Raw genomic sequence first — 25,813 nt, 5'->3', positions numbered from 1 at the left:
CAGGGCACTACCTGAACCGCGGAGCCCTCTGCTGCTGTGCCGCATGGGTCACTATCTCTTTTATACGCTTGTGCTTTGTCTCGGGCAGTTTGGCCATGGTCACCCAGTGCAGCATCTGTTTTCTCACAGACCTGCTAAGGCCCAGGAAAAAGTCTTTGGAACCGGGGTGCAACTTGAATTCCTTCTCCATTTCTTTGGGTATGGCCAGATCCTCTACCTGGTCCAGCAACTCCCACGATCCGTTCTTTTTCGCCTTTTCTATCACTTCCTGGCCTGCAGGGGTCATACGGCCTTCTGCCGTCAGGCGGTCTACCTTCTCCTTATTGATCCTGGACCATGTGCTAGTAGGTTTGCGCCGGGTAAAGAACTGTATGAAGCTGCCGCTATCTACAGACCTGCGCGTACTGTCGATCCAGCCGAAACAGAGCGCCTCGTCTACAGCCTCGCTCCATGTTATGGTAGGTATGCCGGTCTCCTTTTTGTAGCAAACGATCCATATAGATGGTTTCTTATCGTGATGCTGCTGCAGCCACAAGCGCCACTCCTGTACGCTTGCAGGGTAAAAGGTCTCTATCTGTTTTTCTTTGGGGGTCATGCAAGATCGAATGTACGAACAGTTTGGACCAGTGTGATGTGCGAATTCTGTAACATGTACAGGTGTACTTTGTAAAGCTGCGGCCTGTTATGGCTTATACCTTTACAATAAGGTATATTCCCATCCAATAGGCGGAATATTCGCGAAAGATATGCTTCTGATAGACAATGCCATAAGGACCAACCTAATGGAACAGTACGCCGCAGCAAAGAGCAGGCTGTTCCTGCTGGACTATGATGGCTGCCTGGTGCCATTTGCCGATCTGCCAACGAATGCCACACCCGATACCGAGCTGATGCAACTACTGGAACAACTGGGAACACTACAGGGGAACGATGTGTACATAATAAGCGGCCGCGACAGCTATACGCTGGATAACTGGCTGGGACAACTACCGCTGGGACTGATAACGGACCATGGCGCGAGGTTCAAAAAAAAGGATAGTGTATGGCAGACAGCAGCAGCAGATGACATAAGCTGGATGCCGGAAATAGAAGAAATGATGAACCGGTATGCGCTGGGATGCCCAGGCTCGTTCGTAGAGAAGAAAGACCTTTCCCTGGCATGGCATTACAGGAACGCAGAAGAACATACAGGAAGCGAAAATGCAGAGACATTGTACCAAGAACTGCAAAATAAGGAGCAGGCATTGACACTGGCAGTGCTGAACGGTAATAAAGTGATAGAAGCAAAAGGCCGTGGATACAACAAAGGGTCGGCAGTGAGGGCATTGATAGAAGGGAACAACTATGAGTTCGTACTGGCGATAGGTGACGATATGACAGACGAGGACATGTTCGCCGCGCTGGCAGAGGAACAGAACGCCGCCACCATAAAAGTGGGCATGAGCGATACTGTGGCCAAGTACAGGCTACAGGATATCAACACTGTACGCGCATTCCTGCACGACCTGGCCGTGCATACTCACTAGAAGGAAATTAGATATTAAGATAGGTACGACATGTGAAATGTACAATTATCCAACAAGTTCGTGTAAAGCGTAGGCCACAGCATTCCAATACCTTTACGACAGAAGCACACACAAAGGCAGTATAGCATACCGACAGACCAAACGACCAGACCTATGGAACAGAAACGGATCATCAATGTATCGAACCGGTTACCGGTGAAACTATGCCGGGTGGCAGACGAACTTATACTACAGCAGAGCGAAGGAGGCCTGGCAACAGGACTCAGCAGCGTTTTCAATAATTATTGCAGCCAGTGGATAGGCTGGCCGGGTGCGGTAGTGGTACCTGAGCATCAGAATAGCACTACAATGGAACTGAACGAACGCAACCTGACACCCGTTTACCTGAGCGAAGAAGAGATAGCCAATTTCTACGAAGGCTTTTCTAACGATACCTTATGGCCACTGTTCCATTACTTTCCATCGTACAGCAATTACAATGAGCAATACTGGAGGTCATATGTAGCAGTGAATAAAAAATTTGCAGATGCGGTGGTAAACGTGGCCAGACCGGGCGATATGGTATGGGTACACGACTACCAACTGATGCTGGTGCCATCTATGGTACGCGCAATGGCGCCTGATATCACCATTGGATACTTTCAGCATATCCCTTTTCCCGACTATGAGATATTCCGTGCACTGCCCTGGAAGGCAGAGCTACTGAAAGGACTGCTGGGTGCGGACATAATAGGCTTCCAGACAAAGGCAGATGTGCGGCATTTCCTGAGCACGGTAAGAACTGTGCTGTCGATGACGCCTAATGGAAATAAGGAGTTGGTGATGGGTGGCAGAAAAATAGTGATAGAAGCATTCCCGATAAGCATAGACCATAAGAAGTTCCACGACCTGGCCAAAGAAAAGGCAACAGATGAACATGTGCAGAAAGTAAAAGCCATGGGCGATACCAAGATAATGCTATCGATAGACAGGCTGGACTACAGCAAAGGCATACTGCAACGCCTGCAGGCATATGAGCTGTTCCTGAAAAAGCATCCTGAATGGCGCCAGAAGGTGACACTGGTACACCTCATAGTACCATCGCGCGATAATGTGCCCAACTACAAGAAGCTGAAGGAGGAAATGAACCGGCAGATAAGCCAGATAAACGGAACATACTCAGTATTCGGCTGGCAGCCTATACAACACTTTTACCAGTCGTTCGAACCGCATATGCTGGCTGCACTGTACAAGATCGCAGATGTGGCCATAGTGACACCGCTGCGTGACGGGATGAACCTGGTGAGCAAAGAATATGTGGCCTGTAATGTGGACCAGAACGGCGTACTGCTGCTGAGCGAGGCCGCAGGGGCCGCAGCCGAACTGACGGACGCCATACTGCTGAACCCGAACGATACCAAGGACTTTGCGAACAAGATATACGAAGGCCTGACAATGCCTGCCAAAGAGAAGAAGGAAAGAATGCAAAGGATGCAGCAGGTGGTAGCAGAAGCGGACATCTTCCAGTGGGCGGAACGGTTCAATGAGCGAATGACGGAGACGGATAACGAAAAAAAGCGCCCGCAGCAGACCAGCATCTCCTTTAAGCAAAAGGACAATACGGTGGTCTTCCCGAACAATATACCCCTGGCCTCTTAGGGATGATAGAGAATAGAAAAGACGGACGTTGAAGAATGATCAGCAGATACGGAAAAAGAAGGGTCGTAATAGATGATGTGCGGCCATCTGTGAACCGTGGCAGGTATGCCGCGAAAGCTACTGTAGGGCACCCGGTAACGATATCGGCCAGCATATTCGCGGACGGGCATGACGAGATATATGCGGAAGCGCTGCTAAAGCACAGCACCGACAAGCAATGGAAGACCGTACAACTGGAACTTGTGAACAATGACCACTGGACGGCAACATTTGTGCCGGATAAACTGGGGCGATATCAACTGCAGGTGCAGGCCTGGATAGACCATTTCGCCTCGTGGCAAAAAGCACTAAAAAAGAAACATGGCGCAAGCCAGGACATAACCGTAGAGATACAAGCCGGCATAATGCAGGTATCGCAATATATGGCCACCATTGCAGGCAAAGAAAAGAACATACTGCAACAGTGGACGACCCGCATGCAAGCTGCTGCCACCGCCGACGAGCAGGCGGCCATAGCAGCAGAGACAGAAGCAGCAGGCATCATGTGCCGCCACAGGGAGAAGGATAGCATTACCACTACCGCACCTACCGTTCATGAAATAGAGGTAGATGTACAGAGAGCACAGTTCAGCACATGGTATGAATTGTTCCCACGGTCGGCAGCAAGTGCGGAAGGTATGCATGGCACATTCAAAGATGTAAAGAAGCTGCTGCCAAGAATAAGCGAGATGGGGTTCGATGTGCTATACCTACCGCCCATACACCCTATAGGCGAGGAAAAACGAAAGGGGCGAAATAATGCGGCCGTGGCAGCGATAGGCGATCCCGGATCGCCATGGGCCATTGGCAACAGTACGGGTGGACACAAGGCCATCCACCCGCAACTGGGTACACTGCGCGATCTGAAAGAGCTTATAACATCGGCAAAGAAACACGGCATAGAGCTGGCCATGGACATAGCCTTTCAGTGTGCGCCGGACCATCCGTATGTAGCACAGCACCCTGAATGGTTCAAGTGGCGACCCGACGGCACGGTGCAGCATGCAGAGAACCCGCCCAAAAAGTATGAAGATATATTGCCACTGAACTTTGAGAGCGTTGCATGGGAAAGCCTATGGCAGGAACTGAGAAGCATTTTCCTGTACTGGATAGAACAGGGCGTAAGTATCTTTCGTGTGGATAATCCGCATACCAAGGCACTACCCTTTTGGGAATGGGCGATAAGAGAAATAAAAACACAGCATCCGCAGGTGATATTCCTTGCCGAGGCCTTTACACGGCCACGCATCATGGAACACCTGGCCAAGATAGGGTTCTCGCAGTCATATACATACTTCACCTGGCGTCATACAAAGCAGGACATAGAGGAATATATGACGGAGCTGACAAAGACACCGTTGCAGTACTATTTCCGGCCCAATTTCTGGCCCAACACTCCCGATATACTCACCCCAGAACTGGCACGCAGCGGTGAGGCAGGACACATCATAAGGGCTATTCTCGCCGCCACTCTATCTTCTTCCTGGGGCATGTATGGGCCGGTGTATGAGTTCGGGCTGAATGAAATGGCACATGGGAAGGATGAATATGCCGATAGCGAAAAATACGAGATAAAGCACTGGGAGTGGGGCCGGTATACCAGGACAAAGGAAGTGGTGAGCTATCTGAACCGTATAAGGCGCGAGAATGCAGCACTGCAGCAAACGAACGCCATAGAATTCCTGCCCACGGATAATGAGCAGGTGATAGCCTATTTGAAATGGGCAGAAGGAAGCAAGCTGATAGTAGTGGTGAACCTGGACCCCTTCCATACACAGAGCGCAATGGTGAATGTATCGGCAGAGAAAATGGGGAAAGATATGCCGGGCACCTTCAAAGTATACGACATGCTGAGTGGCGACCGCTACGAATGGCAGATGGGGAACAACTACATATCACTGTCGCCATGGGACATGCCGGCCCACATACTGAGACCAGAACCTTAAAGAACATACTGTGGCAAAGAAAGTGAACAATACGAAAATAGATGACGACCTGCACTGGTATAAGGATGCGGTGATCTATGAGCTGCACATCAAAGCATTCTGCGATGGCAACTGTGATGGCATAGGCGACCTGGAAGGCCTGATGACCAAGCTGGACCACCTGCAGAACCTGGGCATCACTACCATTTGGCTGCTACCCTTCTACCCCTCGCCACTAAAGGATGATGGTTATGACATAGCCGACTACTACACCATAAACCCTGCATATGGCAACCTGAAACAATTCAAGAAGCTACTGAAAGAGGCGCATAACAGGGGACTTAAAGTGATAACAGAACTGGTGATAAACCATACATCAGACCAGCACCCGTGGTTCCAGAAGGCACGCAGGGCGCCAAGGGGATCGAAGATGAGGGAGTATTATGTATGGACCGATGACCCGCAGCAATACAAAGATACCCGCATCATCTTCCAGGATTTCGAAAGCTCTAACTGGACATGGGACCCCGTGGCAGGACAGTACTACTGGCACAGGTTCTTTTATCACCAGCCCGACCTGAAATATGACAACCCGGCTGTGCAGGCAGAGGTATTCAAGATGATAGACTTCTGGTGCGGCATGGGTGTGGATGGCTTCAGGCTGGATGCGGTGCCCTACCTATTTGAACGGGAAGGCACCAACTGTGAGAACCTGCCCGAGACACATGCGTTTCTGAAAAAGCTGCGCCGGCATGTGGATAAGAACTATCCCGGCACGCTGTTGCTGGCAGAGGCCAATATGTGGCCGGAGGATTCGGCAAATTATTTTGGCAATGGGGATGAATGCCACATGAACTATCATTTCCCGGTGATGCCCCGCATGTATATGGCACTGCAGATGGAGGACCGTTACCCGATAACAGACATCTTTGACCAGACACCCGCTATACCCGAGACATGCCAGTGGGCGATGTTCCTGCGCAACCATGACGAGCTGACACTGGAAATGGTGACGGACGAGGAACGCGACTACATGTACAAAGTATATGTAAAAGACCCAAAGGCAAGGATAAACCTGGGTATAAGACACAGGCTGGCGCCACTGATGGGCAACGACCGCAAGAAGATAGAACTGCTGAACTACCTGCTGTTCTCGTTCCAGGGTACACCGGTGATATACTATGGCGACGAGATAGGCATGGGCGACAACTACTACCTGGGCGACAGGGATGGGGTGCGCACACCCATGCAATGGACCATGGACCGCAATGCGGGTTTTTCGCAGGCCAACCCACAGAAACTGTACCTGCCCATAATAACAGACCCACTGTACCACTATGAATATGTGAACGTAGAGATAGAGAACAGGAACACAACATCGCTGCTGTGGTTCATGAAACGACTGATAAACACCCGTAAGAAATACAAGGCCTTCAGTCGTGGTGATATGAAATTCATAAGTAGTGAGAATGCAAAGGTGCTGGCCTTTACCCGCACCTATGAAGATGAGACCATACTGATAGTGGTAAACCTATCGCGCTTTGCGCAGCCGGTAGAACTGGACCTGGCGGAGTACCGCGACCACACGCTGAAAGAGATATTCAGCGGCAACCGCTTCCCGGCTATAAAAGGAGATGCACCTTATTTCTTCACCCTCTCGCAATATGAATGCCTGTGGTTCGTGGTAGAGAAGAACAAACAAGCCCCTGTACGTTCGCAAGACCTGTTCACGCTGCATGTGAACGACCGGATGGAGATAACAGAACCCGCAGTAGCAGAGGATATGGCACAATATGTATTACCCGCCTATATGGCGAATATGCGATGGTTCGGGGGAAAGGCGCGTACCATACAGGCCATACAGGTGATGGACCATGTGTCTATACCTGTACATGGCGACGATGATGTGCTGCTACTGCTGATAGAAGTGAGCTATACATCGGGCCTGCCGGATATCTATCAATTGCCTGTAGCGTTCGCATGGGGCAGGAATGCAACGGCGATAAAAGAGGGATCGCCGCAGGCAGTGATATGCCAGGTGCGAACGGAGACGAAGAACGGCATACTGTACGACGCTATCTATAGCAACAAATACCGCAATGCGCTGTTCGCCTATATGTCGAAAGATGTGGTGCACAACATAGATACAGGAGAGGAACTATACTTCATGGGCTCCAAAGGGTTGCGACAGCATGCGCGCAACAGGCGCACTATATCATCGAAAGTGCTTTCTGCAGAGCAGAGCAATTCTTCGGTGATATATGACAAGGCATACTTCTTCAAGCTGTACCGCAAGGTGGACAGGAGCATCAACCCTGACCTGGAGATAACCCGTTTCCTTTCTGAGAAGACCACATTCGGTCATATACCTGCGTTCGCGGGCGCCATACAGTGGTCATCACCAAAAGGCGATATGGTACTGGGCATGATGCAGGAGGTAGTGGAGGAAAATACGGACGGATGGGCATACATGCTGGATAAGCTGGATAAATACAACGAACGCATACTATCGAACATCAAGGCCGGCTATATAGAGAAGTACAGAACGCTGGCACCTGTACCGGACCAGTATGAACAATTGCCTACAGAGATACAGGAACTGCTGGACACATCGGTGATAGAACGCGTACGCACACTAGGCATAAGGACAGCAGAAATGCACCTGGCGCTGGCCTCTTCCCAGGACGCCCCTGCATTCGTACCGGAGCGGTTCTCGCAGCACTATCAGCGCTCGCTGTATTCTTCCTTCCAGTCGCTGACGCGGAGGTCGTTCCAAACCCTGGCGCGTGCGCTGAAAAAACTGCCAGATAGTGTACGCGCAGAAGCGGAAGAACTGATGGGCATGAAGAACGCCATACTGGAAAGATTCAAACTGATATACCAGAAGAAGTTCGATGTGGCGAAGATCCGCATACATGGAGACTACCACCTGGGACAGACCCTGTTCACGGGGAAGGATGTGATGATAATAGATTTTGAAGGAGAGCCGGCACGCAGCTATAGCGAACGCAGGCTGAAACGATCAGCACTGCGCGATGTGGCGGGCATGATGCGCTCGTTCCACTATGCGGCATATGGCAGCCTGCTGCTGGACAGCAATATGAGCAAGGATGACATAGGTCACCTTGTGCCATTTGCAGAGCAGTGGCAGCGACACATGAACACTCTTTACCTGCAGGCATACCTGAACACAGTAAGAGACACCATACTGATACCACCCAACATGAACGAGCTGCGTATACTGCTGGACACCTATATACTGGAGAAAGCTGTTTATGAACTGAACTATGAACTGAACAACCGGCCGGACTGGGTGATAATACCCATAAGAGGTATAAAAGCGATAATGGGCAATGGCTAAGAAGAGTTCCGATACAGAAAAATTGGATACGCGGGAAATGCAACAACATATAACGCGGTTCAGCGAGTATGACATAGCGCTATTTAAAGCGGGTGTACACTATGAGCTGTACAATAAACTCGGCGCATACATAATGGACGCGAACGGCACTACAGGTACCTACTTTGCAGTATGGGCGCCTAATGCGAAGAACGTATCGCTGACAGGGAACTTCAATGGATGGAACAAGGACAGCCATAGAATGAATGTACGCTGGGACAGCTCGGGTATATGGGAGCTATTCGTGCCGGGCATAGGACAGGGTGAATACTATAAATATGCCATAACCGGCCCTGATGGCCGTGTGGTGGAAAAAAGCGACCCCTATGCCACACATTGCGAAACATCGCCTGGCACAGCATCGGTGGTATGGGACAGACAATATAAATGGACGGACAAAAAATGGATGAACGAGCGCCAGCGAAAACCACAGATGCAGAAGCCCGTCACCATTTACGAAGTACACCTGGGCTCATGGCGGCGTAAGGATGGTCGGTCTCTCAGCTATAGAGAGCTGTCGGAAGAACTGCCTGCATACTGTGTGTACATGGGTTTCACGCATGTAGAGCTGATGCCCATAATGGAACATCCGTTCTACGGATCGTGGGGGTACCAGGCAACAGGCTATTATGCACCTACCAGCCGCTATGGTGTGCCTCAAGACCTGATGCACCTCATCAATGAGCTGCACAAGGCCGGTATAGGTGTACTGCTGGATTGGGTACCATCGCATTTCCCCGATGATGAACATGGGCTGGGAAACTTTGATGGCACACATCTTTACGAGCATGAAGATCCGCAAAAAGGTTTCCACCCTGACTGGCACAGCTATATATTCAACATGGCGAGAAACGAGGTACGCAGTTTCCTTATCTCGAGTGCATTGTATTGGCTGCGCGAATACCACATGGATGGTCTAAGAGTAGATGCAGTGGCATCTATGCTTTACCTGGACTATTCCAGGCGACCCGGCGAGTGGAGCCCGAACGAATACGGAGGCCGGGAGAACCTGGAGGCGGTAGCATATATAAAACAGTTCAACGATGCTGTGCATACACACTGCCCTGATGTGATAACGATAGCGGAAGAGTCTACCGCATGGCCGGGTGTAACGAGGCCGACCAATGAAGGCGGACTGGGCTTTGATATGAAGTGGATGATGGGATGGATGAACGATACGCTTACCTACATGCAAAAAGCACCGATATACAGAAGCCACCACCATGATGCGCTTACCTTCAACATATACTATGCTTATTCTGAAAAATTCCTACTGCCTCTGTCGCATGATGAGGTGGTGCATGGCAAATACTCGCTACTAAAGAAGATGCCGGGCGATGAGTGGCAGCAATTTGCCAACCTGAGGCTGCTGTATGGCTATATGTATGGCCACCCAGGCAGTAAACTGATATTCATGGGCGGGGAATTTGCTCAGGCACACGAATGGCGACACGACCACAGCCTGGACTGGCACGAGAACGAACACCCTATGAACAGGGGCGTACAAGCGCTGGTGCGCGACCTGAACGCACTGTGCAGGCTGCCTGAGATGTATGAGCAGAACTTCTCGCCGACAGGGTATGAATGGCTGCACTTCGACGACAGGGAGAACAGCGTGATAAGCTGGATGCGAAAAACAAGTAATGGTAGCATCATAATATTTGTTTGCAACTTTACGCCTGTAGTACGGCGCAATTACCGCATAGGCATACCGATGCCCGGCCACTATAAAGAAGTACTGAATACGGACGACATAAGATATGGCGGCAGTGGTATACGCAACAGCGACCTGGAGGCATTCCCCATAGCACGACACGGGCGTACACATTCGTTATCGCTCGTACTGCCGCCGCTGGGGGTGATAGTGCTGCGACCAACAGGCAGCAACTTCTGATCAGTATCTATTGTAGCGAACGGCCATCTGCCTGAGCATTTTCCTCACCTTTGCAGTAAGCATACCGGGCATCAGGCGGAAGACCCAATTGCCCTCCGAGGACCCGGGCGTATTGATGCGGGCCTTACTGCCTAGCCCCAAAATATCCTGTATGGGGATGATGGCCATCTTTGCCACGCTGGCATATGCAATGCGCATCATCGCAGTATGCACATTATTCTCCTTTATTTTCAGGCCGGCGTATTCACGCAAGCGTTCCTTGTCTTCTTTGGTGGCATCGTCGGCCCACCAGCCGCGGGTGGTATTGTTATCATGCGTGCCGGTATATACTATGCAGTTCCTGGTGTAGTTGTGCGGCGCATCTACTGCTGTGGCCATATTCTCTCCCCATGCGAACTGCAACACCTTCATACCCGGCAGGCCTGTTTTGTCGCGCAGCACATATACATCCTGCATTTCCTCGCCGAGGTCTTCCGCTATCAAAGGTAATTGCCCCAGTTGCTTGCGGGCAGCATCAAAAAAGTGCATACCGGGTCCCTTCAACCATTTACCATTTTCTGCAGTGAACGCCCCGGCAGGCACCTGCCAGTATGCCTCGAAAGCGCGGAAATGGTCTATCCGCACCAGATCGAATATCTGCAGGTTCCTCTTTAGTCGCTCTATCCACCATTTGTAGCCAGTGCGCTGCATTGTGTGCCAGTTGTAGGTAGGCATGTTCCACAATTGTCCTGTATCGCTGAAAAGATCGGGCGGAACACCTGCTATACCTGTCATGTGGCCCTTATGGTCAAGGCAGAACAGTTCGGGGTGGGCCCATACATCTACAGAGTCGTAACTCATGTAAAAAGGCATATCGCCGAAAAGTGTGACACCCTTTACCCTGGCATACTGTCTTACCTCGCCCCATTGTTTACATACAAGATATTGGAACCACTTGACCTTCGTGATCTCTTCTCTATGCGCAGTGACGAATGTATCTAAAGTATCCTGTTCGCGTTCACGGTATCGTGTGGGCCATTTATGCCAGGGTTCATAACCTTGTTCGTGCTTTATACAAACGTAGAGTGCAAAGTCGTTCAGCCATTCGTCATGTTCGCTGCAGAATGCCTCGAACTCATGCCGCATCTTTTCAAAGCTTCCATTCGAGTATCGTTTCCACGCTGTATGCAGCATATTTTCTTTCATTTCCCTGCATAGCTCGTAGTCTATGGCATCAGAATATGGCAATTGCCATTGCGGCAATTCTTCTTGCAGCAGCAGACCATACTTTACCAACACATCGGCGGCTATGAAAAGTGTATTCATAGCCATACCGGATATACTGCTGTAGGGAGAATGGGCCTCGCCGGCCACTGTGGGGTTGAGGGGTAGCAGTTGCCATACCTTTTGATGTGCGCTTTCAAGGAGATCGATGAACCTATATGTGCCCTCTCCGAGGTCGCCGATCCCATAGAAGGAAGGCAGGGAGAACACAGGCATGAGTATGCCACTGCTGCGCTCATTAGGTCTATTAATGCACTTTAGAATAGCGAACGGCAGTGTATGGAATAACTGACCCACCTTGCAACTGCGCCCTAGCTCAAATGTTTCGCTCGTCAGTACATCTTGCCATGTATGTGTATTCGCCCCCGGCAACTCTACAACGGTATCATGCCGGTCTTCCTGTGTTCTGCCATAAATATTCAGTGCAACTACCACTATATATAGGGCATACCCATGCCGCCGCGCAAAGGCAAGTACCTGTTCCTTATGTTCTCCTTTCACTATGAGCGGTATATACGCTCCTTCTGAAAACACCTGCTGCGCAAGGGCACGCTCTTGCAATAGCTTGTGCGTGAGCGCCAGCTTGATGCGGCCATCGGCAGAGCTGTTCCATAATTGCTGCCACCATTGGGCAGGGGTATGCGCGGGAATATCCTTCAGCCAACTTTCGCGCAGCATGAGGTCTACAGGCCTTCTGTTATCAGGGTCTACCAGGGAAAGGTCCCACAACTCGCATCCCTGGTAGATATCGGGTATGCCGGGGCAGGTCATTTTCAGCAGTAACTGACCAAGAGCGATAGCTATACTGCCATCGTGTATAGATGCAAGCAACTCTTCCATAGAGCTCCGGAACTTGCCAGAATCCAGAAGCTGCTCTGCAAAGGATGCCACACGTTGTTCGTACTCATCGGCCGGCTTGTGCCAATTGCTATGTTCCTTGCCTTCACGCAATGCCTTTACTATATATTCCCTGAATCGGTCTTTCAGGTTTTGCAATTCACCGGGCATCATGGGCCATGCCGCCAGCAATGCCTGGTATATAAGGTATTCATCGTTGGGTGTTATAGCATATTGTTCCTGCATGAATGTCTCGTGCCAGTGTGCTACATACTTTGCCCATTCACCGGGTATGACGGTGAGCATATTCAGGCGGGCCCGTGCATCCTCTCCCCTCTTCGTATCGTGCGTGGCGGTGGCGTTCAGTGCCAATGGCCAGTTGTGTTGCCTGTCCTGCATGAACGCATGAAAGCGCTCTATGCTGCAACCCCAGCTACCGGGCCTGTCTCCTACCTCGTTGTGACCAATAAAGCAGTTCCATGTGTACATCAGCGTATCTTCTACACCTTTGGCCATGAGCGGACCTGCGACCTGCATACAACGGCGATAAAAATGTGTAGCGCGATCGTTGTATGCGCTATCACCTTCGGCAGGCCTGTTCAGCAGCAGATACCGAAGTAAACGTACTTCTTCAGCATGCTTATCGCGTTCAAGCGTCTGCAGTACATTCTCTACTGCTGTAGCCTCTTCCTGCCCGAGAGGCAAGGAACCATAATACCTATAAACGGGGCAATGTGCGAGAAAACGGCCTATGGCAGCTCTGAGTGTGCTGGCCGGGACAGGGGTATCGTACTTATCGAGCAGGCCCTCTGCGAGTCGGCAGAGGTTATCGAGGTCGCCTGCCATGTACTCATGCAGTACGAGAAGCTTTTTCTGGTATGTCATGCCCCACAGATCAGCCCCCATACCCGTCATACCCCTGTAGAGTTTTGTAAGCGGTCTGGCAGCAGCGCGTACCGTGAATACATTGTTGACCACACCAAGAAGATCGTAGCCGGTAGAGCCTGCTACAGGCCAGCCGGGAAGCTCCTCATCCTGTGCCAGTATCTTCTCTACTGCGATATACACGTCTTTACCTGCCAGCCTTCTGAGGCGATACAGGTATTCCGCGGGGTCGTACAGACCGTCTATGTGGTCTACCCTCAGACCCTGGAATATACCATCATCGCACAGTTGCTTTATGAGGCGGTGGTGATCATCGAACACCTCCTGCCGCTGTATATTCAGGCTTATAAGCCCATTGATGGTAAAGAAACGCCTGTAACCTACCTTCTTATTGGCCTCTTCGTTATGATAAAGTGTATAGTACTGCTTTGCCAGCAATGTAGAAAGCAGCTCCTTATCCGCCAGTAGTTTTTCGGCATCATGTTGGGACAACATGGCTAAGGAGTCCTCATTCAGCGGGAGGGTCATGCCATTGCATACCAGCCCGGGTGCGCCTTGTGCATACTCCAGCCGTATATCGCCTTTGTCCAGCGCATCCTGCACCGAAGCGGTAAGTATGGGCAGCATCATCTTTCCTTCGAATGCAGGATGTTGCAGGTCTATATCGAAATAGGAGATGTAAGGCGAATGGGCGCCGTTCTTCAATACATCCATCAGCCATGCATTATCGTGGTGCAGGGCCATGTGATTGGGCACTATATCCTGCAGCCAGGATATATGGTATTCTTTCAGCATTGCGCTTATGCTGTACAACTGTTCCAATGTACCTACCTCCGGGTCGATGCTGTTGGGGTCGGTGATATCATAGCCATGCGTACTGCCGGGAACGGCCTTAAATATCGGTGAGGCATAAATGGTCTTTATGCCCAACTGATGCAGGTAGGGTATTATAGTTTCAAGATCATCGAAGTTGAAGCCATTGCGGAACTGTATACGATATGTAGAAACAGGATCAAACATTCTGGTCGTTGTATATGCCTATGGAATGTGGTCTGATGACAATACTTCCTCCATCGAGGTCACTTTCTCCCGGTCCACCCCACTCTATAGATGCAGAGTCGAACATGCTGCTGAGGGCGGGAAGTTGCCATGGCACCTGTATAAGCTGCGGCATGTCTGAGAAGTTCATAACGCATATCACATGCTGCATATCGTGCCAGCGGTGCAGCATGAGCGTCTGTGTCCTTTCATCTACCACTACATTCACATTGTCCCTGTTCAGCACATAGAGGGCAGGTGTGTTCATGCGTACCGATAGGAGCATACGGTAATATCGCATCAGCAATGCATGTTGCGGCTGCTGCAGTTCTTCCCATGGCACCTTGCACGCCATAAATGTTTCCTCAGCCTGCGGGTCGGGGCAATTCTCCTCGCTGAAAAAATGCTCGAATTCTTTTCTTCTTCCTTCGCGCACGGCATTTATCAATTCTTTGTCGCCATGATGTATGAAATACTGAAAGGGCGTGGTACAGCCCCACTCCTCTCCCATGAAGAGCAGAGGCAGATACGGCGCCACCATTACAGCGCCCGCCAATAGTTTCTGCATCTCGAAAGGCACCAGCATGCCGGTACGCTCTCCCAACATGCGGTTGCCCACCTGATCGTGGTTCTGAGAGAACACTATGAATCTATTGCCGGGCACACCGGAAGCATCACTGCCAAAGGTCTTCCGGCGATAGCGGGAGAATATACCATCGTAGACATATGCATTGGTGTAGGCCTTTGCGAGGTCCCTTATGCCGGAAATATCGCTATAGTAGCCATTCCGCTCGTTGCCCGCGCATACCCGCAACGCATGGTGGAACTCATCGTTCCACTGGGCATCCATGCCATATCCGCCCCGCCGGGTATCTTCTACGAAACGGGTATCGTTAAGAACGCACTCCACTATGAGGTAGTGCGTTCTGCCGGTATATTTCATCAATTCATCAGTATACTCTCTTATCTCTCTCAATATGTGTTTTGCGCTAAGGTCTTTGATAGCATGCACGGCATCGAACCGCAGGGCATCGATATGAAAGTCGCGGAACCACATCAGGGCATTCTCTATGAAATAGTCGCGCACACCATCGCACCATGCATCGTCGAAATTGATGGCATCGCCCCATGGGGTCTTGTATCTATCAGTAAAATATGGTCCGTAAGATGGCAGGCAGTTGCCCTCAGGGCCCAGGTGGTTGTATACCACATCCAGCACTACGGCCAGCCCCTTTTCGTGGCATTTGTTCACCAGTTGCTGTAGTTGCTCCGGGCCACCATATGAGTCTTGTACCGCAAAAGGGAACACACCATCATAGCCCCAATTGCGCTCGCCGGGGAACTGTGCCACCGGCATCAGTTCTACAGCAGTGATGCCCAATTCACACAAGTGATCGAGCTTGCTTTCTATAGCACTAAGAGTGCCTTCGGGCGTGAAGACACCGGTGTGCAATTCATAGAACACATATTTATCGAGAGCGGGGTTCACCCAGTTATCATCTGCCCATGTAAAGGCAGTGGTATCGAATACCTGCGAAGGGCCATGAACTCCTTCGGGTTGCGACAGCGATGCAGGATCGGGCAACAACTTGTCGTCTACCATGAAACGATACTTGATCCCGGGCTGTGCAGCCACTTCTCCTGTCCAATAACCGAACTCATCCTTCTCAAGGTCATGCACAGTTTCTCGCCCTATCATGAGCGACACTTTCCCTGCCATTGGCGCCCATACGCGTACAAAGGCATTTTCATCTTTGTATACCAGTCCTATCCTTCGTTCGCTAGCCTTTACTCTTCTCATTTTTACGCTGCTTATTTACCAATACCACCACCGACCTGCCAATGGCCTCTACAGTACCACCGGCCTTCAATACCTGTTCGTGGGCGTCGTCATCGGCAGTGTCCATTACTTTCACCCATTCTTTGCCATATCTCTCCGCCGGCAATGTGAACGTGATATTCTCGTGGTAGGTGTTGAATATCATGTAAACATTATCATTGGTCCCAGGCACATCCTTCACATTGCCCGATGAAATGGCAGCCTTTGCGCCCAGGTATATCCCCAGCGACCGTGTATAACCATTGTTCCAGTCTTCCTCTGTCATATCGGCGCCATCGGGTCTGAACCAGGCGATGTCTTCGGTAGAGGAGCCTCTTATCTTCTTACCCAAGAACCAGCCTTTGTGGTGAAAAACGGAAAGGCCGGATGTAAGGCGTATGAGCTTTTGTGTGAACGCAAGCAGCTTTTCGTCCTTGTGCTGCCAGTCTATCCACGATATCTCGTTGTCCTGGCAATAGGCATTGTTGTTACCTTTTTGTGTTCTGCCCATTTCATCGCCTGCCACCAGCATGGGCACACCCAGAGACAGGAAGAGCGTAGCCAGCAGATTGCGCTGCTGCCTGCTTCGCAGCCTTAGTATCTCTGCATCATCTGTGGGGCCTTCTGCACCACAATTCCATGAGCGGTTATTGCTTTCGCCATCCTTATTGTCCTCACCATTAGCCTCATTGTGTTTGTCATTATAAGACACGAGATCAGCCAATGTGAAGCCATCATGCGCAGTGATAAAATTGACGCTGGCATAAGGTCTGCGCCCATTCTCCTGGTAAAGATCGGGGCTACCTGCGAACCGCTCTGCGAACTCTGCGATAGAGCTATCGGCGCCACGCCATATATCGCGCATCAGGTCGCGGTACTTGCCATTCCATTCCGACCAGCCGGGCGGGAAGTTGCCCACCTGGTAGCCGCCCTCGCCAATGTCCCATGGCTCGGCAATAAGCTTCACCTGCGAAATGACGGGATCCTGGTAAATGATATTGAAGAAAGAGCTGAGCGCATTGACCTCATGCAGCTCCCGTGCTAAGGTAGACGCAAGGTCGAACCGGAAACCATCTATATGCATCTCTACTATCCAGTATCGCAGGCTATCCATTATCAGCCTCAGTACGGCAGGCAATCGCGTGTTAAGTGTATTGCCGGTTCCGGTATAGTCATTATAATAACGCCTGTCATCGGCAAGGCGGTAATACATCGCATTATCTATACCCTTGAAAGATAAGGTAGGGCCCATTTGGTTGCCCTCGCCTGTGTGATTGAACACCACATCCAGTATCACCTCTATGCCTGCCTCATGCAGGGCCTTCACCATGTTCTTGAATTCGCGCACGGGCGCTCCATCCTTCAGGTCATGGCTGTACCTGTTGGCCGGGGCGAAGAAGCCGATGGTATTGTACCCCCAGTAGTTGCAAAGCCCTTTCTCTGCCAGCCACGGATAGTCTACGAAGTAGTGAACAGGCATTAGCTCTACGGCGGTAATGCCGAGATCGGTAAGATGTTCTATAGCTGCAGGGTGCGCAAGACCTGCATAGGTGCCGCGTATATGCTCTGGAATATCGGGGTGTAATTGAGTGAAGCCTTTTACATGCAGCTCGTAAATGATGGTCTTATGCCACGGGGTCTTCAGCAGGGTATCGCCCTCCCAGTCGAAAGAGGGATTGATAACGGTGCATTTAGGTATGGCATGCGCACTGTTCTCTTCATTGAAGGAGAGGTCATCACTACCCGCCTGGTAACCGTACAGAGAGCTATCCCATTTTATGTGGCCCGAAAGCACTTTCGCATTCGGGTCTATAAGCAGTTTATTAGCATTGAACCTATGACCATTGGCGGGATCATGGGGGCCATCCACATAATAGCCGTATAGCTGACCGGGGCCTATGCCGGGCAGGTATATATGCCATATATACCCTGTGTGCTCTGTTATCTTCACCCGTTCCGTCTCTTTCTCGTTCCCGTCAAAAAGGCATAGCGTAACGGTGGTGGCATTCTCGGTATACAGGGCAAAATTCACTCCCTTGCCATCCCATGTGGCGCCTAACGGGAACGGGACCCCGGGATATGTTCTTCTGCTCATTCTGTGTAATGGGTCTTGTTAATGGTATCGCAGCACGAGGCGCGGTATAGCTACAAAGCTCCTACCAAAGCCCTGCATGCACCTTATACGCTTATGACAGTAGCTTATAAAAAGGTCACATAAGCATATGGTCAATGTCGTTTCCTGAAGTCCTCGTCTTTGAAAATGATGATATAAATGAGGTAGAAACCAGCCGCAGCCGCAGTAATGAAGAAAAGCATAGCAAGGCCCGGATAACCAAGGATAGAGAATGTGGAAGGTACACGCATCAGCATGGCGGCGCCTATGATGATGGAGGCTATTATCAGCCCCAGCGTTATGCGGTTGGCCACTTTCTGGAATCCATCGGTAAAACGTTTCTCATCTATTGCGTTCACCCTTATCTCCAGCTCGTTGTTCGCTATCTTTTCGGTGATGGCATTGATGCGGGCAGGCAAGTTCTTGCCCAGGTTCTTCAGCTCTACTATGGCCTCCAGCATATTCTCGGGTCGCAGCTCTTTGAGTAGTTTCCTTCGCAACAGGTCCTCAAGGTGCTCCCTGATGGATGACCGCAGATCGAAATGGGGCGAGAGCACAGCCACTATGCGGTCCAGATTGCCCAGTATCTTACCCACCACATTCAGTTCTGCCCCTATCTTGATGCCTTCCTCTGCGGCCAGCTGGTTTATCTGTATCAGCAGCTTGCCTGTCTGCATCTCTTTTGCCGAATACCTGCTATTATCCAGCACCAGCCGGTTCACATTCCTGCGAAAATGGTCGGTATCGACCTCCCTGTCGTGCGCGCTCAGTTGCAGCAAGGTACTGGCGACCGCATCACCATCGGCATTGCCTATGGCTATCAGCAGTTTCAGCATCTTGTCGCGCACCGCATTACTGAACCTGGCCACCATGCCCAGGTCCATCAGCACTATCATATTATCATCGGTAAGGTGCACATTGCCGGGATGAGGATCGGCATGGGCAAAACCATCGATAATGATCTGTTTCAGGTAACACTCCACCAAGGTATCTACAAGCGGCCGCAGGTCTACCTCGGTCCTTATCAAAGGGCTTATCTCTGTTACCTTTCGGCCTTTTATATACTCCATCGTCAGTACACGCGATGTACAATAGTCCGGCACCGGCATAGGAACGATAATACCCCTGAACTCTCTGAGGTTCTCGCCGAGTGTTACCAGGTTCTGCGCCTCTTTATTATAATCCAGCTCGTTGAGCAAGATATGACGCAGTTCTTCCAGTATTTCCCCAAGGGCATACTTCCTTGCAGAGCGGCTGTACTTCATGGCAAGGTCTACGATCTCCTGTATCGTATCGAGGTCTTCAACGAACTTTTGCCTGATGCCGGGCCTCTGTATCTTCACCACCACCTCTTTGCCCGACCGTAGGATAGCCTTATGCACCTGGCCTATAGAGGCGGATGCAAGAGGCATCTCATCGAAAGAGGCGAACCCCTTGGATATACGCACACCCAACTCCTCTTCCACTATAGGCAATATCTCGGAGTAAGACACCTGCTCTACATTGTCCTGCAAGGTGCTGAGTGCCTGCAGGTATTCTTCGGGCAGCAGGTCGGGCCGGGTAGAGAGCAACTGGCCCAGCTTCACCCAGGTAGGCCCCATATCTTTCAGGTCCTCAATAAGTTCTTCCGGCTTTTCGTAACTTTTATGAGATTGGTCGTCGTGTACTACATCGCTGTTCAGCGTGCTGGCGGCATGTCCCATCACATCGCTGTTCCAGTATTTGACCAGGAAGCCGATGAATTTGACATAGCGCTGGAATTTTGTGGGGATAGAAGACATGGGTAGCGTTTCTTGACAGGTCTATTCAAAAGTACTTTTCAATGTGCGTACTATCGTTTCGAGCTTTTGGCCGGCAGTTGCAAAATTCCCACTACGGCATGCGATAGCGGGATGTGATATTTATATAATATCCTGTTAAAAGTGCGTATCGGTGTGCCTGTGGCCGGGGTCTAACTTTGCTGTAGAAAAACACATCAACTATGAAAACCAACGAAGAGAACAAGGACCCCAACACCAGCAGCACCCAGAGCGACAAGAAAAAAAGTGCCCCTGCCAGCCACCTTGAAGGGCAATATGAGAAGCAGGGCGACAAACCCGAAATGGAGCCCGGGTACATAGCCGATGCGGAAGACACGCAGCAGGATAGCGACTCACAAAATAGTAATGTGGACATAGACCCTAAACAAGACCACAACTCGCCGGGACCTGTGAACCCCGGCGAAGTACACGGCAGTGGCGACAAAAAAGAATGACCTACAACCGGAACAGCTACACACTAAGGCATTTTTCTGTGTTCCATAGTTGTAGGAATATAGGGCTACCAATTGGTAGCCCTATATGTTGATGTAAGGAGGATGTACCCTATCTGTTCGTCTTATAGCGCTCAAGGCCTTCTTCCTGTTTATCTGCCTTCTCTTCTTTCTCTTTCTTCTTGCCACCGAACAGGCGCCTGAAAAAGCCCGGCCTTTCTTCTTTGGCCTCGTCTACCGAACCAATGTTTATCTCGTTGTCCACGGCAGGCATCAGCGCCTCTATGAATGCATTGCGCAGCAGTTCCCATATGGCCTCCCAGTTGTTGATGCTTGGGTCGTCGAAACGTCCCTCTATAGGCACTTTGGTGCCCAGTTGCTTCTTCCCCGGATTGGTCACAGCCTTTCCTACTATGTTCAGTGCGCTCTCCTTTACCTTCTGCAGGAATTTATCATGCTCATCCTCGGGGCCACGAATTTTCAGGTCCTTGGCTATAGGTTTCACATAGCCTGTGAAACGCCCCTCCTTGGCAGCGAACTCTGTATACAGGCCCATTGTGCCATGGCTCACATCGAATTTGCCGTATACCTTGAAAAAGTCGTTCAGCGATGCCAGGTTCGCACCCTTCATATCAGCCATCATATCGAATGTGGGGTCATCCGCAAGAGCATCCAGCTTCATGTTCATTTCCAATGTACCGCCATATACACCGGCCGTGGCTACAACGGTAGATGGAAGGAGTTCCCTGCTATCGGTAGTGTTCTTCAGATTCTGTGCCAGTACATATACATCATCCAGAGACACATCTACTTTAGGTATTGCAGTACTGTCTACATAGTGAATGCTGCCATGCTGTATCTCGAACCTGTTCACCTTTAGCGGCATAAGGTCCTTAAGTATCTTTCTGAAGTCGTTGGTGTCCTTTGCTACTTCTCCCAGTTCGGCCTTATCCTTTGTAAAGACCAGCCTGGGATACAGGAACCCGATATTTCCTACTACCGATCCATGCAACAATGGCTGCCATTCTATGGCTAGGTCTATCTTACGCGCGCTGAAGAAATCTACCTGTTGCCCACTGGCAGAGTCTACCTTGTTGATGTAGATACTATCCAACTGGTATGCACTACGATACAGCGATATGTCTATATCGTGTACATGCCCATAGTAGCCTTTCATCTCTGCCAGCGACCTGTTGGCATATTTCAATACGAAATAAGGCAATAGCAGCCGTGCTATGATAAGCAGCAACAGAATGCTGCCAATGATAATGTATCGCCTGCGCTTCTTTTGTTGCATAGGACATGTTTTAGAGGTATGGCCTATTCGTTCTTCAGAAAACCCTTGATAAGGCTCATCCATTGCATCTCTGAAAGGCTGGCCAATGCGCCCGATGCTACAATGGCATTCCGTATATTGTCCACTGTCCTAGTGGTCTTTATATTGGGCATTTCGTTGCGGCCGTGATACTGTGCAACGACCTTATTACCATTGCGTGTAATAACGAAAGTAGAGCTGGCCTGCCCTGTAAAGAAATGCGCAGTATCGGTATCCTTACCGGTAGGGTCGCTGCAGGGCGACAGCCTCATGCCTACCCGCTCGCTCGGGGCGATGGCATCTGTTTCGTCCTTTATCAGTTCTATCAATACCCAGTCGTACCCCTTGCCCGAAGAGGGCCCCGGGCCGGGTATATCTATCTTTATATGATCGTGTGTCTGTGCCCACTGATGCGGTGGAGTACCGGTCTGTGGTACCAGTATGAACTCGGCGCTCAATGCACCGGAGAGCTCGTGCCATGTGCCGGGATCCAGCATGCGCATGCGGGCACGGGCAAAGCATGCTGCGGCCTCTTCCTGCGTGGCTAGCTCAGCGGTATGCGACAGATCTACTTTCTTGCCACTTATCTGTTCGGGAATCAGTTCGGTCATAGTGAGGGTATTCATTAGGGTAACTATTATGCACAAAAATAAATACAGCTACAGGCGGCACTCTGACAAGCTTCTTGAAATAGTTTATAAAAAGGCCACAAGGTGTTCTGCAGCTATTTGCCGGTCTGGCTGTGCGGTGCATCCACCGGCTTCGATTCGGGCGAACCCTTTTGTCGCAGCCATACCGACAGCAGCACTATAGATGCCACGGCAAGGAATTCGCTCTGCCAGTTCTGGAAAGATTCGAACCAGAAATGTGCATCGCCCAGGTATTCGGTCACCGTCTTTTCTGGCTTGCCTTTCAGGCGCAGTTCATCGTTCTGGTCGCGAAGACTACCACAAAGATGCAGGTAGAACGAACCGAGGAACAACAACACGAAAACAATGGACAGCGAATTCTGGTAAAGCTTTAACCATATGCCGCCTCTGCGCACCGGCCATGGCGCATCTGCCTTGGGCTGCGGTTCCTTGTCTATGTCCTCCTCTCCTGCTCCCTCTTCGTCCATGGTCTTCTTCGACTCTGCAGAACCCTTCTGCCGCAGGCATACGGTGAGTATGACATAAAGCGCCATCTGCAGAAATTCGCTCTCCCAGTTCTCAAAGGTAGCAGAAGCAAAATGGCCACTGCCAAGGTACTGGCCCAGAGTGAGGGCGGGTGCACCAAGTTCGGTGAGGGTCTCGTTATGGTCCAGCCACCCGGCTATGGCCTGCGATGTCCAGAAAACGACCATAAGCAGCAAAAGCACTATACTCAGGCCGTTGCGATAAAGAAAAGTGGTCTTCTGTTTCAAGCGCAAATACTGCCGGGTTGTAAGCAGTGGCACAAAGTTCGTATGCGGTATGTGCCGTGGCTTTATAAACTTGGGTAGGGAAATTATGTTTATCCTAGCTCAAGACATATATACTCTTGGCCCTGAAAGCTATCTGCCTTTCTTGTAGATCACATTTGCCGTTACATCGGGGTCTACCCTGCCCTCGCAAAGGATGAAGCCATTTCTTTCCAGCAGTTGCCGGGAGGCTGTATTGGCGTGGTGGGTAAATGCCTCGATAGCAGTAAGCCCTAAGGTATTGAAACAGTATTGGCTTATGGCGGCCAGCGCTTCGTGCATATAGCCCTTGCCGTGATGCATGGGCAGCATTTCGTAGCCTACCTCGGCAACTGTTCCATCGGCAGAGAAGTTCCACAGGCAAATGGTACCTATCAGATCCTGCCCCTCTTTAGGGGTAAGCGCCCAGTAATAAATATCATTGTTGGCATACCCATTCACGATCCTTTCAATGAACGCAGCGGCCTCATCTGCATGCTGTATCACAGGCCTGTCTATATACCTGCATACGGCCTCATCAGAGCGCAACGCAAATATGGCCTGCAGGTCATCGGTCCTTAACCTGCGAAGTGCGAGACGGGATGTTGACAATTCTTCGTACGAATACATGGTATGAAGATAGGGCATTAGAACAAGATGATGAGATCACTGACCACTGCCACTCATCTTTATTATCCTGCTTGAGAACTTTCGTGCCTCGAAGTAGTCCAAGTAACTAAGGCGGATATTGGCATTAGGTATGTAGTGCGCTGCAAGCATATGTGTGATGTCGGGAAACAACAACCAAAAGACATCGGTCTTACCGGTAGTCACGGGAGCTATGGCCACAATGCGAACGGTCATTTCCCCCTTCGACCGTAGGAATAACCAATCTTCAATGATCTTTATACCTGCTATAGCAGTGTCTTGCAATGGTATAGTGGTCGGTATATCTTTCACAGGCATTTGCTTGCCTGGCAATATGCTGTCCAATGCGTTCTCCTGTATATGGTATGCCTTGTAATCGCCCCGCTGCAGACCATTGAAAAGCAGCACTACGAAATTACTATCATGCGGAATAGAGGCATCGTACAGGAGGGGTGCATTTGTGCGCTCCCTGAGGTCTATGTACCTTAATACCCGCTTTTTCCAAAGCGTATCGGCGCCACTTACCTCATCAGAATATACCCACTCGCCCGGGTCTCTAACAGCTTTCCTGTTCTTTCGCTTTTGGGCATGTGCGGTACCAGGGGTGGCCAGCAGTAAAATGATACCGATAGCTATGGGTATTTTCATGAAGTTCATCAATTGCCGGTACAACATAAGACGTGCAATATAAAGATCACTATTATTTAGTGGTCTTCTTTTCTATTATGAAAGTATTCCCAGGCATATGCTTCTATGTCGCCTCCCGCCAAGGATCGAGAAGGAAGATCTGTGGGACAAGGAGATCTAAAGTTGAAAAAAGTAGCTATTTTCAAGAAACTAAAAATCTATGCGAAAGCTGATCTTTGGAATAAACCTGACCTTGGATGGTTGCTGCGATCATACCAAAGGGGATAGCAATGAGGAGGTACATGAGTATTTCACACAACTGATGCAGGACTCGGATACGCTGCTGTATGGCCGAAAGACCTACGAACTGATGGTGCCCTTCTGGCCTGATATCGCAAAAAATGGTTCGGGAAGTACAAAAGCAATGAATGACTTTGCCACTGCCTTTGCTGCAGTGAACAATATGGTCGTTTGTTCGCGCACGCTGGATAAGGTGGAAGGAAAGAATACAAGCATCATTCGTGGGAACCTAAGGGACGAGGTACTAAAGCTGAAACAGCAGCCGGGCGGAAATATCTCTACCGGCGGCGTAGATATCCCCTCGCAGCTAATAGCACTGGGCCTGGTAGATGAATTTCATATAGTGGTGCAGCCAATAATAGCAGGAGCCGGCAGACGCATCTTAGATACCACGAACCTGGAGGAAAGCCTGTATCTAAAGCTTGTGGGTTCAAAGATATTCGACTCAGGACATGTTGCGCTAAAGTATGCAAAGCAGTGACCGGTCGGGCGTAATTCGGCAAACTTAAAAGTAGTTCGGCGAAGTTTCTAGACTTCGTCATGGCGGTACGCGGTCTCCAGACCAGTGTGTATGGGGTTGCCCTTGGGGAGTTTGTAGATCTGTCGTAGCGGTAATATGTTCGTCGATCTGGAGATCGACAGCCAGCATGACGTAGTCGGAGACTACGCCAAACAGGGTAAATATAGAGAAATAGCGACCGCGAATTTCGATATTGGTATAAAAGCAAAGACCCGCTCATTGAGCGGGTCTTTGCTTTTATGTGCCCAGAACTGGATTCGAACCAGCACACCCGTGAAGGCGCTGCGACCTGAACACAGTGCGTCTACCAATTTCGCCATCTGGGCATCATTGACTTGTGTGTCAGGGAGTGCAAAAG

17 protein-coding genes and 1 tRNA gene are annotated in these 25,813 nt (G+C 50.4%); 7 read left to right on the top strand and 11 right to left on the bottom strand.

Annotated elements, in window-relative coordinates:
- Window positions 1-7 precede the first annotated feature (7 nt).
- Complete coding sequence (locus ABD843_RS14980) at window positions 8-595, bottom strand: YdeI/OmpD-associated family protein (protein WP_345084891.1); 588 nt, start codon at window positions 593-595, stop codon at window positions 8-10.
- Window positions 596-746: 151 nt separating this feature from the next.
- On the opposite strand from ABD843_RS14980, the gene otsB reads away from it, so the two are divergent.
- The 5 genes from otsB to glgB all read left to right on the top strand — a co-directional run bounded on the left by otsB (window position 747) and on the right by glgB (window position 10,422).
- Entirely contained in the window at window positions 747-1,526 is a 780-nt protein-coding gene (gene otsB, locus ABD843_RS14975) for a trehalose-phosphatase (protein WP_345084888.1), read from the top strand.
- A gap of 153 nt (window positions 1,527-1,679) precedes the next feature.
- The gene (locus ABD843_RS14970) at window positions 1,680-3,164 is read left to right on the top strand and encodes a bifunctional alpha,alpha-trehalose-phosphate synthase (UDP-forming)/trehalose-phosphatase (protein ID WP_345084885.1); all 1,485 of its coding nucleotides are present in this window, start codon (window positions 1,680-1,682) and stop codon (window positions 3,162-3,164) included.
- Between the two features lie 35 nt (window positions 3,165-3,199).
- Entirely contained in the window at window positions 3,200-5,149 is a 1,950-nt protein-coding gene (locus ABD843_RS14965) for an alpha-1,4-glucan--maltose-1-phosphate maltosyltransferase (RefSeq protein ID WP_345084882.1), read from the top strand.
- Between the two features lie 10 nt (window positions 5,150-5,159).
- The gene (gene treS, locus ABD843_RS14960) at window positions 5,160-8,489 is read left to right on the top strand and encodes a maltose alpha-D-glucosyltransferase (protein WP_345084879.1); all 3,330 of its coding nucleotides are present in this window, start codon (window positions 5,160-5,162) and stop codon (window positions 8,487-8,489) included.
- Window positions 8,490-8,526: 37 nt separating this feature from the next.
- Window positions 8,527-10,422 (top strand): 1,4-alpha-glucan branching protein GlgB, encoded by a 1,896-nt coding sequence (glgB, locus tag ABD843_RS14955; RefSeq protein WP_345084876.1) that lies wholly within the window; start codon window positions 8,527-8,529, stop codon window positions 10,420-10,422.
- Here the strand turns inward: glgB and treY are convergent, their stop codons facing one another.
- From treY to ABD843_RS14935, 4 genes are all read right to left on the bottom strand, one after another.
- Entirely contained in the window at window positions 10,423-14,427 is a 4,005-nt protein-coding gene (gene treY / locus ABD843_RS14950; protein ID WP_345084873.1) for a malto-oligosyltrehalose synthase, read from the bottom strand.
- The gene (treZ, locus tag ABD843_RS14945) at window positions 14,420-16,246 is read right to left on the bottom strand and encodes a malto-oligosyltrehalose trehalohydrolase (RefSeq protein WP_345084870.1); all 1,827 of its coding nucleotides are present in this window, start codon (window positions 16,244-16,246) and stop codon (window positions 14,420-14,422) included. Before treZ ends, treY begins: the two co-directional genes overlap by 8 nt.
- A complete protein-coding gene (gene glgX / locus ABD843_RS14940) occupies window positions 16,227-18,359 on the bottom strand; it encodes a glycogen debranching protein GlgX (protein ID WP_345084867.1) in 2,133 nt (710 codons plus the stop codon). The genes treZ and glgX overlap by 20 nt, the downstream gene beginning before the upstream one ends.
- A 131-nt stretch (window positions 18,360-18,490) precedes the next feature.
- The gene (locus ABD843_RS14935) at window positions 18,491-20,158 is read right to left on the bottom strand and encodes an ABC1 kinase family protein (protein ID WP_345084864.1); all 1,668 of its coding nucleotides are present in this window, start codon (window positions 20,156-20,158) and stop codon (window positions 18,491-18,493) included.
- 200 nt (window positions 20,159-20,358) lie between these two features.
- Here ABD843_RS14935 and ABD843_RS14930 point away from each other — a divergent pair, with 200 nt between their 5' ends.
- Window positions 20,359-20,631, top strand: coding sequence for a hypothetical protein (locus ABD843_RS14930; protein WP_345084861.1), 273 nt, complete (start codon window positions 20,359-20,361; stop codon window positions 20,629-20,631).
- A gap of 109 nt (window positions 20,632-20,740) precedes the next feature.
- Here ABD843_RS14930 and ABD843_RS14925 read toward each other — a convergent pair whose 3' ends face one another.
- From ABD843_RS14925 to ABD843_RS14905, 5 genes are all read right to left on the bottom strand, one after another.
- Window positions 20,741-21,925 carry a DUF748 domain-containing protein gene (locus ABD843_RS14925; RefSeq protein ID WP_345084858.1) on the bottom strand — a complete coding sequence of 395 codons (1,185 nt, stop codon included), beginning with the start codon at window positions 21,923-21,925 and terminating at the stop codon, window positions 20,741-20,743.
- Window positions 21,926-21,948: 23 nt separating this feature from the next.
- Entirely contained in the window at window positions 21,949-22,554 is a 606-nt protein-coding gene (locus ABD843_RS14920; protein WP_345084855.1) for a hypothetical protein, read from the bottom strand.
- Between the two features lie 113 nt (window positions 22,555-22,667).
- Entirely contained in the window at window positions 22,668-23,351 is a 684-nt protein-coding gene (locus ABD843_RS14915) for a DUF6766 family protein (RefSeq protein WP_345084852.1), read from the bottom strand.
- 123 nt (window positions 23,352-23,474) lie between these two features.
- The gene (locus tag ABD843_RS14910) at window positions 23,475-23,972 is read right to left on the bottom strand and encodes a GNAT family N-acetyltransferase (RefSeq protein ID WP_345084849.1); all 498 of its coding nucleotides are present in this window, start codon (window positions 23,970-23,972) and stop codon (window positions 23,475-23,477) included.
- A gap of 54 nt (window positions 23,973-24,026) precedes the next feature.
- Window positions 24,027-24,665, bottom strand: coding sequence for a hypothetical protein (locus ABD843_RS14905; RefSeq protein WP_345084846.1), 639 nt, complete (start codon window positions 24,663-24,665; stop codon window positions 24,027-24,029).
- A 190-nt stretch (window positions 24,666-24,855) separates the two neighbouring features.
- Between ABD843_RS14905 and ABD843_RS14900 the strand changes: the two genes are divergently transcribed.
- Window positions 24,856-25,416, top strand: a complete 561-nt coding sequence (locus ABD843_RS14900; protein WP_345084843.1) for a dihydrofolate reductase family protein — start codon at window positions 24,856-24,858, stop codon at window positions 25,414-25,416.
- A gap of 281 nt (window positions 25,417-25,697) precedes the next feature.
- On the opposite strand, the gene ABD843_RS14895 is transcribed toward ABD843_RS14900, so the two are convergent.
- A tRNA-Leu gene (locus tag ABD843_RS14895) sits at window positions 25,698-25,781 on the bottom strand.
- Window positions 25,782-25,813: the final 32 nt, after the last annotated feature.

Source organism: Nemorincola caseinilytica, from assembly GCF_039540515.1.
Classification (GTDB): domain Bacteria; phylum Bacteroidota; class Bacteroidia; order Chitinophagales; family Chitinophagaceae; genus Nemorincola; species Nemorincola caseinilytica.
Note: the sequence above shows the minus strand (reverse complement) of the source record. Positions and strands in the feature narration are given on the sequence as shown.

Coding starts and splice junctions, on each gene's coding strand:
- ABD843_RS14920 (WP_345084855.1), bottom strand. CDS start 22,554: ATGACCGAACTGATTCCCGAACAGATAAGTGGCAAGAAAGTAGATCTG.
- treZ (WP_345084870.1), bottom strand. CDS start 16,246: ATGAGAAGAGTAAAGGCTAGCGAACGAAGGATAGGACTGGTATACAAA.
- glgB (WP_345084876.1), top strand. CDS start 8,527: ATGCAACAACATATAACGCGGTTCAGCGAGTATGACATAGCGCTATTT.
- ABD843_RS14980 (WP_345084891.1), bottom strand. CDS start 595: ATGACCCCCAAAGAAAAACAGATAGAGACCTTTTACCCTGCAAGCGTA.
- otsB (WP_345084888.1), top strand. CDS start 747: ATGCTTCTGATAGACAATGCCATAAGGACCAACCTAATGGAACAGTAC.
- ABD843_RS14930 (WP_345084861.1), top strand. CDS start 20,359: ATGAAAACCAACGAAGAGAACAAGGACCCCAACACCAGCAGCACCCAG.
- ABD843_RS14925 (WP_345084858.1), bottom strand. CDS start 21,925: ATGCAACAAAAGAAGCGCAGGCGATACATTATCATTGGCAGCATTCTG.
- ABD843_RS14970 (WP_345084885.1), top strand. CDS start 1,680: ATGGAACAGAAACGGATCATCAATGTATCGAACCGGTTACCGGTGAAA.
- ABD843_RS14935 (WP_345084864.1), bottom strand. CDS start 20,158: ATGTCTTCTATCCCCACAAAATTCCAGCGCTATGTCAAATTCATCGGC.
- ABD843_RS14905 (WP_345084846.1), bottom strand. CDS start 24,665: ATGAACTTCATGAAAATACCCATAGCTATCGGTATCATTTTACTGCTG.
- ABD843_RS14900 (WP_345084843.1), top strand. CDS start 24,856: ATGCGAAAGCTGATCTTTGGAATAAACCTGACCTTGGATGGTTGCTGC.
- ABD843_RS14965 (WP_345084882.1), top strand. CDS start 3,200: ATGATCAGCAGATACGGAAAAAGAAGGGTCGTAATAGATGATGTGCGG.
- treY (WP_345084873.1), bottom strand. CDS start 14,427: ATGTTTGATCCTGTTTCTACATATCGTATACAGTTCCGCAATGGCTTC.
- glgX (WP_345084867.1), bottom strand. CDS start 18,359: ATGAGCAGAAGAACATATCCCGGGGTCCCGTTCCCGTTAGGCGCCACA.